The sequence below is a fragment of the Sphingorhabdus sp. genome, from assembly GCF_023910635.1.
Taxonomy (GTDB): Bacteria; Pseudomonadota; Alphaproteobacteria; order Sphingomonadales; family Sphingomonadaceae; genus Sphingorhabdus_B.
On record NZ_JAAVVZ010000021.1, the window covers coordinates 1 to 13,594 of the forward strand.

Annotated in this window: 8 protein-coding genes; 6 read left to right on the forward strand and 2 right to left on the reverse strand. The window is 54.9% G+C overall.

Going from position 1 to position 13,594, the window contains the following annotated elements; all coding sequences use genetic code 11:
• The 6 genes from mce to alr all read left to right on the forward strand — a co-directional run.
• The coding region (gene mce, locus HEQ34_RS11290; protein ID WP_296200440.1) for a methylmalonyl-CoA epimerase at nt 1-426 on the forward strand (426 nt) is incomplete at its 5' end.
• Between the two features lie 167 nt (nt 427-593).
• Nucleotides 594-2,849 carry a methylmalonyl-CoA mutase gene (gene scpA / locus HEQ34_RS11295; protein WP_296200441.1) on the forward strand — a complete coding sequence of 752 codons (2,256 nt, stop codon included), beginning with the start codon at nt 594-596 and terminating at the stop codon, nt 2,847-2,849.
• Nucleotides 2,850-2,995: 146 nt separating this feature from the next.
• Complete coding sequence (gene bioB / locus HEQ34_RS11300; RefSeq protein WP_296200442.1) at nt 2,996-4,006, forward strand: biotin synthase BioB; 1,011 nt, start codon at nt 2,996-2,998, stop codon at nt 4,004-4,006.
• Between the two features lie 670 nt (nt 4,007-4,676).
• Complete coding sequence (locus tag HEQ34_RS11305) at nt 4,677-6,878, forward strand: acetyl/propionyl/methylcrotonyl-CoA carboxylase subunit alpha (RefSeq protein WP_296200443.1); 2,202 nt, start codon at nt 4,677-4,679, stop codon at nt 6,876-6,878.
• 62 nt (nt 6,879-6,940) lie between these two features.
• Nucleotides 6,941-8,527, forward strand: coding sequence for an MFS transporter (locus HEQ34_RS11310; protein WP_296200444.1), 1,587 nt, complete (start codon nt 6,941-6,943; stop codon nt 8,525-8,527).
• Nucleotides 8,528-8,558: 31 nt separating this feature from the next.
• A complete protein-coding gene (gene alr, locus HEQ34_RS11315; protein ID WP_296200445.1) occupies nt 8,559-9,602 on the forward strand; it encodes an alanine racemase in 1,044 nt (347 codons plus the stop codon).
• A 57-nt stretch (nt 9,603-9,659) separates the two neighbouring features.
• Here the strand turns inward: alr and HEQ34_RS11320 are convergent, their stop codons facing one another.
• Nucleotides 9,660-10,595 carry a hypothetical protein gene (locus HEQ34_RS11320; RefSeq protein WP_296200446.1) on the reverse strand — a complete coding sequence of 312 codons (936 nt, stop codon included), beginning with the start codon at nt 10,593-10,595 and terminating at the stop codon, nt 9,660-9,662.
• A gap of 554 nt (nt 10,596-11,149) precedes the next feature.
• Complete coding sequence (locus tag HEQ34_RS11325; RefSeq protein WP_296200447.1) at nt 11,150-13,276, reverse strand: alpha/beta fold hydrolase; 2,127 nt, start codon at nt 13,274-13,276, stop codon at nt 11,150-11,152.
• Nucleotides 13,277-13,594 lie beyond the last annotated feature (318 nt).

The window sequence follows — 13,594 nt, forward strand, 5'->3', positions numbered from 1 at the left end:
AACCATATCGGCGTCGCAACGCCATCTATCGCGGACAGTCTCGTCTTTTACCGCGATGTGATGGGCGCGACGAAAATCCATGCGCCGTTTGACTTGCCCGACCAAGGCGTGAAGGTTTGCTTTGTCGATACGCCCGGCGCGGACGGCGCGATGAACGGCACGCAGATTGAGTTAATCGAACCGCTCCCCGGCAATGCCTCCATCGCGGCGTTTCTGGAGAAAAATCCGGCGGGTGGGCAGCATCATGTCTGTTACGAAGTGCCCGATATTCACGCCGCAAAGGCGGAGTTTGAGGCAATGGGCAAACGCGTGCTTGGCGAGCCACGGATTGGCGCGCATGGGACGCTAATATTCTTTGTACATCCAAAGGATATGCAGGGTGTTTTGACCGAGATTATGGAGGTGCCTACGCAAGGCGGGCATTGATTGCACCCCTCCCGCAGGCGGGAGGGGCAGTGAGACTTACCGCCAGAGCTTTAGCGGCGGCGGTTAGTCGCAACGGGGTGGGCAAAAGCCCACACCAACTTCGCCTAGGCCCATTGGCCAAGGCTACGTATCCTCTCCCGCTTGCGGGAGAGGAAGGCAGGGACAAAATGACGAATATCGACGACTGGAAAAAAGCGGCGGAAAAAGAGGTTAAGGGTAGGGACCTAACCTGGCACACGCCAGAGGGCATTGCTGTAAAACCGCTGTATACCGCAGAGGATGCTGGCGACCCCGGCCTTCCCGGCTTTGCGCCTTTTACGCGCGGTGTGCGTGCGTCGATGTATGCGGGCCGCCCATGGACGATCCGCCAATATGCCGGTTTTTCGACCGCCGAGGAATCGAACGCTTTTTATCGCCGGAACTTGGCTGCCGGGCAAAAGGGCCTTTCGGTCGCCTTCGATCTCGCCACCCACCGGGGCTATGACAGCGACCATCCGCGCGTTGTGGGCGATGTTGGTAAGGCTGGCGTTGCGATTGATTCTGTCGAGGATATGAAAATCCTGTTCGACGGGATTCCGCTGGACCAGATGTCGGTATCGATGACGATGAACGGCGCGGTCATTCCGATCCTCGCGTTCTTCATCGTCGCTGGTGAAGAGCAAGGGGTATCTCAGGCGCAGCTCGACGGCACGATTCAGAATGACATTCTGAAAGAATTCATGGTCCGCAACACCTATATTTATCCGCCCGAACCATCGATGCGGATCGTGTCGGACATCATCGCTTACACCAGCGCACACATGCCAAAATTCAACAGCATCTCCATTTCCGGTTATCACATGCATGAGGCGGGCGCGACGGCGGTGCAGGAACTTGCCTTCACCATCGCCGACGGCAAGGAATATGTGCAGCGCGCGATGGCGACAGGCCTCGACATCGACGCTTTTGCGGGACGTCTATCGTTCTTCTTTGGCATCGGCATGAACTTCTTCATGGAGGTGTCTAAGCTACGCGCCGCGCGGACCTTGTGGCACCGCGTTATGGATGAACTTGGCGCGAAGGACGAACGCTCCAAAATGCTGCGCACGCATTGCCAGACGTCGGGCGTGTCTTTGCAAGAGCAAGACCCCTATAATAACGTCATTCGCACGACGATTGAGGCGATGGCCGCGACCTTGGGTGGGACGCAGTCGCTGCACACCAATGCGCTCGACGAAGCCATAGCGCTACCGACCGATTTTTCGGCGCGCATTGCCCGCAATACACAGATTGTGCTGGCCGAAGAAAGCGGCATTACTAAGGTCGTCGATCCTTTGGGTGGCTCTTATTATGTCGAGGCGCTGACGGCTGAATTGGTCGACCAAGCGTGGAAAATTATCGGCGAAGTTGACGAACTTGGCGGCATGACCAAGGCCGTAGCCTCTGGTATGCCCAAACGCCTCATCGAAGAAGCCGCCGCGGCGCGGCAAGCACGCGTGGACAAGGGCGAAGATGTCATCGTTGGCGTCAACACATATAAGCTCGCCACAGAAGACCAGCTCGACACGCTGGAGGTCGACAATGACTTCGTCCGCCAAGGACAGATTGCCCGCCTTGCCGCCACCCGTGCCGCGCGTGATGAGGCCGCCTGTCAGGCGGCGCTGAAGGCGTTGACTGAGGGGGCGCGAAATCCTCCCCGGCACGGGGAGGGGGACCATCCAAAGGATGGTGGAGGGGCAGGTGACGCGTCTCGCAACATCCAAAGCTCAGTCAACCCCGCCGGTGCCCCTCCACCACCTTCGGTGGTCCCCCTCCCCGTGCCGGGGAGGAACTTATTGGCGCTCGCCGTCAATGCCGCCCGGGCACGTGCAACATTGGGCGAAATTTCAGACGCGATGGAGGCTGTATTCGGTCGATACGCGACAACGCCAGTTCCCGTTCAAGGCATTTATGGCAGCGCGTATGAATTTGATAAACGCTGGGCGCAAGTGCTGGACGGCGTTGCTTCGGTTGAACGCCGCTTGGGCCGCAAGCCCAAGCTTTTGGTCGCGAAAATGGGGCAGGACGGGCATGATCGCGGTGCCAATGTCATTGCGTCGGCTTTTTCCGATATGGGCTTTGACGTTATCAGCGGGCCATTATTTCAAACGCCCGAAGAAACCGTTGTGCTTGCCTTGCAACATGATGTTGACGCCGTGGGTGCCTCCAGCCTTGCTGCGGGCCACAAAACACTCATACCAGAGCTCATAAAGGGGCTGCGCGAGGCAGGACGCGGCGACATTAAGGTGATCGCAGGCGGCGTTATTCCCCCGCAAGATTATGATTATCTGCGTGAGGCAGGGGTGCAGGGCATTTACGGCCCCGGCAGCAATGTTGTTGAGTGCGCAGCCGATGTTTTGACGTTATTGGGGCATAATATGCCACCTTTGCACGATGCAACATAATGCTAATCACCAACGTCACCCTGAACTTGGTTCACCTGTGGTGACTTACGTTCCAGGGTCCATTTTGTTTCACGAACGGATGGTTTTGGCTGCAGGATGGATGCTGAAACGAGTTCAGCATGACGAGTATGAATGGGAGTTTTTAATTGACTGAAGTCCGCACCGACTGGAGCCGCGCAGAAATCGCCACTTTGTTCGATCTGCCGTTCGACGAACTGCTATTTCAAGCGCAGACTATCCACCGCGCGCATCATGCGGCGGGGCAGATACAGCTTTGCACATTGCTCTCGATCAAGACCGGCGGTTGCCCAGAAGATTGCGGCTATTGCTCGCAATCGGTGAAGGCCGATAGCGGCGTAGAGGCGACCAAGTTGATGGACGTACAGGGCGTGTTGCAAAAGGCGGCGCAGGCGGCGGACCAAGGCTCGCGCCGTTTTTGCATGGGCGCGGCTTGGCGCAACCCCAAGGACCGCGATATGCCCGCGATTGTCGAGATCGTCAAAGGCGTGCGGCAAATGGGCATGGAAACCTGCATGACCTTGGGCATGTTGACGCCGCGCCAAGCCGATATGCTTGCCGAGGCTGGGCTGGATTATTACAACCATAATATCGACACCTCACCAGAGCGGTATAATGAGATCATTACGACGCGCACAATGGAAGACCGGCTCGATACGCTGGCAGAAGTCCGCCGTGCAGGCATCAACGTATGTAGCGGCGGGATTGTGGGCATGGGCGAAACCCGCGCCGACCGGGTTGGCTTCATTCACACGCTGGCGACCCTGCCAGCCCACCCCGAAAGCGTTCCCGTCAACGCGCTGGTGCCGGTGAAGGGCACGGTGCTGGGCGATATGCTGGCCGATACGCCACTGGCGAAGATCGACGATATCGAATTTGTTCGCACGATTGCAGTGGCGCGGATCACGATGCCGATGAGCATGGTGCGCCTAAGCGCGGGGCGTGAAAGCATGTCGGAAGCGACGCAAGCTCTGTGCTTCATGGCCGGCGCGAACAGCATCTTTACAGGCGACAAGCTGCTGACCGCAGCCAATGCAGGCGACGATAAGGACGCCGCGTTGCTGGCGAAATTGGGGTTGCGGGCGATGGAATCTGAGGAGCCGCTTCGGGTGTGCAAGGCGTTGGAGGCGGCGGAGTGAGTTTTTCTGATCGCCCTGCCGTGCCATGGCGGCGTAAGCTTGGATGCGCTGCTTATATTGCGTTACTGGCTCCGGTTATCTTTTTTTCTCTAGCCGAGCGTTTTTTGGGCCAATGTAACTCAGATGGCTTCTGTTGGGAAACATGGCAGTTCTATCTTATTTTTCCGGGTATACCCATCGTTGCTCTGATAGGCGGTTTTCTCGTTATCCGTTGGGCCGTTAAGGATAATTGATGTTCAAAAGAATCATAACTGCAAACCGCGCGGATTACGGGGCGATGCTGGCAAATCTGGGTCTGGTGCCGATAGAGGCGGCGGAGTGAATTTCGTCCCGACAGCCACCACCCGTCATGCTGAACTTGTTTCAGCATCCATTTTTCAGCAACAACTGTCGGTGTGCGTGGCACGATGGACCCTGAAACAAGTTCAGGGTGACGATTATGAAGGTGTCTGCGCGTGAAATTCGTTCTTCGTGTTTTTCTGAGTATGGTATTATTAATGGTTTGGGCTGTCGCTTACCTTTGGATATACATTTTCACCACCGCCTACTTTTTTGCCAAGGGTCTGGTCGATCCTGAATGGGGATGGCCAATAGCGGGAGTGACTTTCCTGCTGTTCCTTTTCACATATGCCTTCGCACTTAACGTTATTCTAGTCAGACTGGATCGTTCATGTTCAAAAAAATCCTAATCGCAAACCGTGGCGAAATTGCTTGCCGGATTATCAAGACTGCGCGGCGAATGGGGATCGCGACGGTCGCAGTCTATTCCGACGCCGATGCACGCGCGCCCTTTGTGCAGATGGCTGACGAGGCGGTGCATATTGGGCCTTCGCCGGCGGCGCAGTCTTATTTGCTCGCGGACAAGATCATCGCCGCATGCAAGCAAACCGGCGCGGAGGCGGTGCATCCGGGCTATGGCTTTCTGTCCGAACGCACCAGCTTTGCGCAAGCCTTGGCCAAGGAGAATATTGCCTTTATCGGACCGCCCGTGAACGCGATTGCGGCGATGGGCGACAAGATTGAGTCCAAGAAGCTGGCGATGGCGGCGGGCGTCAATGTCGTTCCCGGCTTTGTCGGTGAAATTGACGACACGGAACATGCCGTGCGGATTTCGGAAGAAATCGGCTACCCAGTCATGATGAAAGCCAGCGCGGGCGGCGGCGGCAAGGGGATGCGGCTTGCCTATAATGAGCAGGATGTCCGCGAAGGCTTTGAAGCGACCAAGCGTGAGGGGCTGAATTCGTTCGGTGATGATCGCGTGTTTATCGAGAAATTCATCCTCAACCCGCGCCATATCGAAATCCAGATATTGGGCGATCAGCACGGAAACATCCTATATCTCAACGAACGCGAATGTTCGATCCAGCGGCGGCATCAAAAGGTTGTGGAGGAGGCGCCATCGCCTTTCGTTACGCCCAAGATGCGCAAAGCGATGGGTGAGCAGTGCGTGGCGCTGTCGCGCGCGGTTGGCTATTATTCCGCCGGAACGGTTGAATTGATCGTATCCGGCGCAGACCCGAGCGGTGAAAGCTTCTACTTCCTTGAAATGAACACACGGTTGCAGGTGGAACATCCCGTAACCGAATGCATCACCGGCATTGATCTGGTTGAACAAATGATCCGCGTCGCCGCGGGTGAGAAGCTTGCCATGACGCAAGACGACATCAAAATCGACGGATGGGCCATTGAAAACCGCGTCTATGCCGAAGACCCCTATCGCGGATTTTTGCCGAGCACGGGGCGGTTGACGCGCTATCGTCCGCCGCTTCATTCCTCCCCAGAACGGGGAGGGGGACCAGCGAAGCTGGTGGAGGGGCAGGGGCAGAGCAGCACGACTTTCCGGCCTCATGAGACTATTCTGTTACCCCCCCAATATCCTGCGGATGGTTCCCCTCCTTGTGCCGGGTATGAAGCGCGCGGCATCAACGGCGTCCGCGTAGACGACGGCGTAGCCGAGGGCGGTGAAGTTTCGATATTCTACGACCCCATGATCGCGAAGCTGATCACTTGGGGGGCAACCCGCGATGAGGCCGCCGACTTGCAAATCGCGGCGCTTGATCGTTTTGAGATAGAGGGCCTTGGCCACAATATCGATTTCGTCAGCGCCATCATGCAACATCCACGATTTCGTTCGGGGGAGTTGACCACTGGCTTCATCGCCGAAGAATATCCCGATGGCTTTCAAGGCGCGCCTGCAGATGCAGAATTGATCAAATCACTCGCCGCAATCGCTGGCTTTGTAGCGACGGCGGAGGCCGACCGCGCGCGGCATGTCGATGGTCAATTGGGCGATACGCTTGATCCGCCAGCGCATTGGCAAGTTTCCATCGGCGCGGCGGTCCATCACATCGAAATGGTCGATGGCGACATCGACGTCGATGGCGTGCCTTTCGATCTGTCGATGGAATATGATCCCGGAGATCGCTTGATCGAAGCGGAAGTCTATGTTCCCCAGCGCACGCTGGGGGCCAGCCCTAATCAATCCGAATCTGGACCCCGGCCTTCGCCGGGGAACACCATGGAACTCGCGGTCAAGATCACTAAAACGCGCACCGGATTTCATCTGACGACACGCGGTGCAACGCATGTCGCCCGCGTGCTGCCGGGTCACATCGCGCATTTGGCCACGCATATGATAGAAAAAATCCCGCCAGACTTGTCCAAGTTTCTCATTTGCCCGATGCCCGGCTTGCTTACGACCTTGCATGTCAATGTCGGTGACACGGTTGAGGCTGGCCAACCACTTGCGGTGGTAGAGGCGATGAAAATGGAAAATATTTTGCGTGCGGAAAAATCCGGAACGGTAAAGTTGATCAATGCGCAGGCTGGAGACAGCCTGGCCGTCGACGCCGTGATACTAGAGATGGAGTGAACCCGCTTGTAAGTGCCGACATTGGCATTAAAACAAGAGCGAAGGGTTATTAGGGGAATATCATGGCCAGTACTGCCGAAACTGAAGTTGTGCTTGATCCAAAGCGCGACCGCTTGGTCATTACCGCATCGTCGCTCGGTACGGTTTTCGAATGGTATGACTTTTTCGTGTATGGCATTTTGGCCGCGTTAATCGGAAAGCTGTTTTTCCCCGCCGACAATCCGACGGCCGCGACTTTGGCATCGCTGGCGATCTTTGGCGCAGGCTTTGGTGTGCGGCCATTTGGCGCAATCCTGTTCGGCTATTTCGGCGATAAGATTGGTCGCAAATATACGTTTCTTGTCACCATAACGCTCATGGGTGTTGCGACCGCGGCGATTGGATTGCTGCCGACGTTTGAAACCGCAGGGATATGGGCCGCAGGCTTGCTTTTGCTTATGCGCTGTCTTCAGGGATTGGCGCTTGGCGGCGAATATGGCGGGGCGGCCATCTATGTTGCCGAACATGCGCCAGACGGCAAACGTGGCCAATATACCAGCTGGATTCAGGCATCGGTCGCTGGCGGCTTTCTGCTCGCGGTCATTGTCGTGCTAATCACGCGCCAGTCCATGAGCAATGAGGCGTTTGAGGCATGGGGCTGGCGTATGCCGTTCTTGACCTCGATTTTGTTGCTTGCGATTTCCCTCTACATGCGTCTCAAACTGTCGGAAAGCCCGGTTTTTAAGGCGATGAAGGCCGCTGGCACGACGTCCAAAAACCCGTTTCTGGAAAGCTTTCAATATCCGGGCAATGTGGGGCGTATTTTCGTTGCATTATTTGGCGTTGCCGCCGGGTTGACCGTCATTTATTACACCTCGCAATTCGGCACTTTATACTTTCTGACGGGGACTGCGCGCGTTCCGGAGACTGATGCGCTTTTGTATATGGCAGTGGGCGCGGCGTTGGCGGCACCGACCTATGTTGCATGCGGTTGGCTGTCGGATAAATGGGGCCGCAAAAGGTTGCTCTTGCTTGGCTACGGCCTTTCCATCGTCGGCGTGTTCCCGATTTTCTGGATGATGGCGGATGCCGCAAACCCGGCCTTGGCCCGCGCGACAGAGCGCAACCCTGTCACCCTTTCGATACCACAATGTGATTTCAACGCGCTCAACCGCGTACACAAAAGCGAATGTGCGCAAGCGCTAAACTTCCTGACGAAGCGCGGCATAGCCTATAGCAAGCAGCCGAGTGATCGCGTGTCGTTGAACGTCGGTGACGCAAATCTTCAGGGTTTTGTTGAAAAAGCCTATATCGCCGCGCTGGAAAAAGCAGGCTACCCCGACAAGTCAGACCCGGCGCAGCGCGAGCCTTGGAAAATTATCTTGGCGGTGTTCCTGATGGTGGCGTTGTCAGGCATGACCTATGGGCAAGTCGCCGCGATCCTTGTCGAAATGTTTCCGGCGAAAATTAGATACACCTCAATGTCCATACCTTACCACATTGGCGCAGGTTATTTTGGCGGATTTCTGCCCTATATTTCGCAGTATATCGTGGCGCAGACCGGGCAGCCGTTTTCGGGACTGTGGTACACCGTCGGGGTTACGGCATTGGCATTTGTCGTAGCACTGATCTGGTTGCCGGAAACATCGGGAAAAACCAAGTTAGATTGACAGGCATCGGGCGAGCAGCAAAAGGCGGTCAATGACTAATTTTGACCCTCCCTTGCGCCTTCACCTTGACGGCGAGGCGTTGGTTTCCAACTGGCGTGCGCTAGATGCGCGCAGCGGCGCGGCGCGGGCAGGGGCCGCGGTAAAAGCCAACGCTTATGGCTTGGGTGCACGCGCGGTCGTCGCCCGTTTGCGGGATGCAGGGTGCCGTGACTTTTTCGTTGCCCATTGGGGTGAAGCAGAAGCTATTGCCGATGTGGTACCGCCCAGTTGGATATCGGTGCTGAATGGTATTGCGCAATGCGATGTTACCGCCGCGCGGGCGTTGGGGGCCACGCCCGTGCTGAATACGCCAGAGCAACTTGGCATGTGGCGCAACGCAGGCGGCGGGCGATGCCATGTCATGGTCGATAGCGGCATTAACCGCTTGGGCCTTGCGCCGCAGCACATAATAGACGGCGCGCTCGACGGCATGCAGGTTGATGTATTGATGTCGCATCTGGCATCGGCGGACACCGATGTCGCGCAGAACCGTGAGCAGCTCGGCCTGTTTCACCAGACTGTTTCCGCAACGACAGCGCAGCGGTTAAGCCTAGCCAATAGCGCAGGCATCATGTTGGGCGCAGATTATCATTTTGACCTAACCCGCCCCGGGATCAGCCTATATGGCGGCATTGCGCGCGCCGGTATGGAGGAATGGATCAAACCGGTTGTGCGTCTCTCGGCGCGGATTTTGCAGGTGCGAAATTTACCGGCAGGGGCAATGGTCGGTTACAACGCAACGCACATCTGTGCGCAAGAAACACGCGTGGGCACAATATCGATTGGCTATGCCGACGGGTATCTGCGCGCTTTTTCGGGCAAGGGCAGGGCGATGGCGGATGGACATGCGTTGCCCGTCATCGGCCGCGTGTCGATGGACATTGTGACGCTTGATCTCAATGCGGCCCCAGCATTGCGCGAAGGTGACTGGGTAGAATTAGAATATGACCTTGTCACTGCGGCGGCACTGACGGGGCTTTCGCAATATGAACTGCTGACGAATTTAGGGCCGAGGTTCGCGCGCGTCTGGGGTTGATAGCTTCTTGTTCGCTGCAGCCGCCCTATGCGACATGGCCATCGCGGACTGCGCTTTTTAACCCGTCAAGTCCATTCGCTCGATTTTGGCGACGGGTGAACGTTGACGAACGCGTGTTCCGGTAACATCATTCTCATATTGCGCCGTCAACGAGTACCGCTCGATCGCATATACGCCCAACGTTGAGCCATCGCCTTCCGCCTTTAACGGAGCGTAGATACGGGTTTTGATGGCTTTCAAAACAACATCCGCCCAATCAGTGTCGCCTTTATTGCGCAAAATTTCGGGTTCATCGACTTTGCCGTCAACTCCAATCCAAAATCCGATGTCCACCCATCGATTCTCGACTACTTGGGTCCCGATACGGTTCAAGTCGCTGCCACCAGCCATTGCACGAACGGCTTGTGCCTCATTCATTTTGATTGGCGTAGAATACAACAGGACCGGTTGGTCGGTCCCACCCATTGCCGCATAGCGCGCGATCAACTTGTTCGCTGTTTCGCTGTTACCATCGGTTCTATCCAAGCGCGATCTGAGAACTTCTGCGACGATTTTGAATTTGTCATTACCGTCGGTTGGTGCATTCAAAAACATATCAATTTCGTCCAGTGCGTCCTTTTTGCGAAATGTTGTCTTTTCAACTTCTGCTCGTTGTACCCGAAGCGACAGATCGCGTAAGCGAGCAATGGCGGCAACCTGAGGCAAACCCGCCGTGAGCGCCAGCCTCTCAATCTCAAGGTACTTGTCACTTGCTTCTTTAATATAACCAAGCTTCATTCGCGAATCTGCGACCTCAATCTCGGCGCCAAACACGCGATAATCATTGGGTTTTAGTGCGCCTTTCAGAGTATCGCGCATATCAAGAACTGAGATTCGATAAACGTTGAACTCCCCTAAATGGGCGGCTACATTTCCGTTTGCACGAAGCAGATCCGAGACTTCGACAGGATACTCCCCTTTATGCTTTCGGTTCCGTCCAAGGGCATTCGCCAAGGTTGAGCGCGCATTTCGATAATCCCCTTCGACAAATTGATTTTCGGCGTGGGCCAGCGTTGCCTTGATATCTTGATCCGGTGGGCATTTCCGCGCGAGGCATGCTTTCAAGTCGGCCTCTGTGTCTTTCAATGACCGTGCAGTGACAACGATTTCTCGCTGAACTTCTTGTTTCGCTATCGTCGGGCCATCGGCCCCGGCCATCAAAAGCATTGCGGTCAGTGTAAATGTTTTTAGCATGCTGGCATCCTAAATTCTAAATGACTTCAACTACGTGTAATGAAGATGTTAAGATGAAACGTGAACTCCTACCCTCATCCAACTAGGATAGGGCTTCGACGTTGTCGTTACCGATGCGACTTAGTCAAGAAAGGGGCGCAAAACGGGGTTGCCCCTGCGCCCATTTCTCGACTGCTTCAAGATAAAGGCAATTTCATCCATAGGTTCTGCAATCCAATCAAACCGGAAATGATATGGCGGCAAAGCGGGCCAACACGCCTGCTTGATGAAACTAATATTCTAACAGAATATTAGTTTCATCAATTGCATGGCGGCTATTTTGAATTAAGAGCAACAGCAATAGGCGGGAGCTGGTCTGGGTCGGATGCGATGTAGGCCGGGTTAAAACGCTCCGCCCATGCTTCTGCCTCTTTTAACCATTCGATATGTACGTCTTCATACGGCAGATTGTGCGTGCCCTTTGGCTGCTCGACATATCTAAAATCTATGCCTTCTTTCTTACCCGATCCTTTCAGTCGCGATACGAGTGTCCGCGATTGTTCAATGGGAATACGCGCGTCTCGTAAGCCCGCAACAATCAAAATCGGGGACCAAGGTCCATTCGTATTCCGCGCGGAAGAAATGCCGATCAAGTTGTCAGCCGTCGCCTGAAAATTTGCACCGAAGTCGCCAAAGGCCCGCGTGTCGAATGCTTTCATCATCGGGAAATCGTATACACCGGCTCCAGCAATCGCACATTTCCATTTATCCGCATCGCGCTGCGCACCTCGTGCTGTGGCGTAGCCCCCATAAGACCATCCCATGAGGCAGGCGCGCTTAGGATCGATCAACCCAGATTGACCAAACCATGTCAGTACGTCATTCAAATCATCCTGCATCCGCTCGCCGTAGCCATTGGGCTTGCGGCCTTCCTTTACGAATTCCTTACCATAGCCGCCGGAGCCTCGGTAATTGGGCTGAATAACCACATAACCAAGCTCAGCCATCGCCTGATGCCATGGGAATACACCAAATTCTTCCTGATCGCGAACGCCGAAGGGGCCGCCATGCGGCATGACAATTACGGGTAGCTTCTGGCGGCTTGGTCGATGGCGTGGGTACGTGACGACTGCTTCGATTTCTAGACCGTCGGATGCTTTGTAGCGCACGGAGTCAGTTGGGTTAAGTTCAAATTCCTTGATGATCGGATGCGCCCAACCAACAAGGTTCAAGTTGCCAGATTCCGTATCAAAGAGATAATAGCCGCCTGGGGCGTTCACCTTACCAATTTGCATGAGGATTTTCGTATCCCCATCGTTGGTGGACAGAATTTTGGCGTTCCCTCTGCCAAAATCTTCATCCATTAACTTCTGGACTTCGGCGAGGCGTGGGTCAAACCAGCGCGTTCGTTCTTTCGTAGTTGTGTATGCTACCCCTTGTATTGCATTGTCAGCCTCATTCGCAATGAGGCCATCGACATCATAACCCTTGATCCCAAATATGGGGTCCCCCACAATCTGCATCGTTTTCATGTTTACTTTGTATACTTTACGAAAACCATCCTTGTTGCTTGTCGCATATGCCATATCTGGCTCATCCAGGAAGATGCCGGGGGTAATTTGGGTTCCTGTAAAAGTAGAATCAGCCTCGTTGGAAACGGTTCTCAACGTTCCGTTGCCATCAGATCGATACATTAAACGCTGCTTGCCACTGTCACCATCGCCGCCCACGCCAGCGCGGATTACGCCTTTACCGTCAACAATCCAGTCGCCAACCTCTACATTCGGACGCATGACAGTTTTGAACTTGCCAGAACGAACTTCGACTTCGATTACCTCGGGATTATCGCTATAGCTACTATCCTTTAAGGTATCGCGTGAGACAAGAATCTTTTCCTTTTCATCGTCGATGAACAGAATGTCGGCACCATTTCCGCCAGCGCCATCCCACGCCAAGGGGCTTATCTTTTTGGTTTCTAGGTCATAGGTTACCAAGCGCGCCACGTCTGAACGGCGACCACCAAGGATTTCGCGCGATGCAACTGTAAAAACAATCGTCCGGTTACCGACAAAACGCCATGATCTAATCGTACGGTCACCTGCCTCTCGATACTCTTCTGCTTTGGCGAAAAATACCGGCGCTGATCCGGGTTTGGTCACATCTAAATAGCCTAGGAAATCAACACCGTCCTTCGTCATCATCACGGCGATTTTGGTTCCGTCGGGGGAAAGCCGCGGAGAACGCATGAAAGGGCGTTTACCAAACACGGCCGTATCGACCCTTCCGCGTGGAGCGTTGACCACAATCGTCCGGCTATCAACCGCCTGCACGGCTATATGCAGAAAAGGTGCGTTACTTGCAGACGCCGCCGTTGCAGACGCTGCCGTTGCAGACGCTGCCGTTGCAAAAATTGATGATACCGCAGCGCCTGAAAACAAAACTGCTAATTTGGCCATATTCATAATTTCTACCTCCTAACATTATGACTTCATGTAATAGTTTGGATAGTGGTAGACGCAAGACAAATAACGCGCTTGTTTGGCATGTGAGGACAATTATTTTGTTGTCGTCACCAGCGGATTGGCACGGTGGAATGTTTGCCTGCCGATCCTGAAGAAGGCCACAATAGCCGTTCGCGCCCACGGACACCGGGTCCCCCTAAAAACTAATATGCTCTGTATATGGCGCAAGCCCGCTGCATGGTGATTTTGTAACCACTGCTCCTAGTTAGGCCGTGAACGCATAAAAACCGGCAGGTTAGATAGCGATGTCTGGACTGC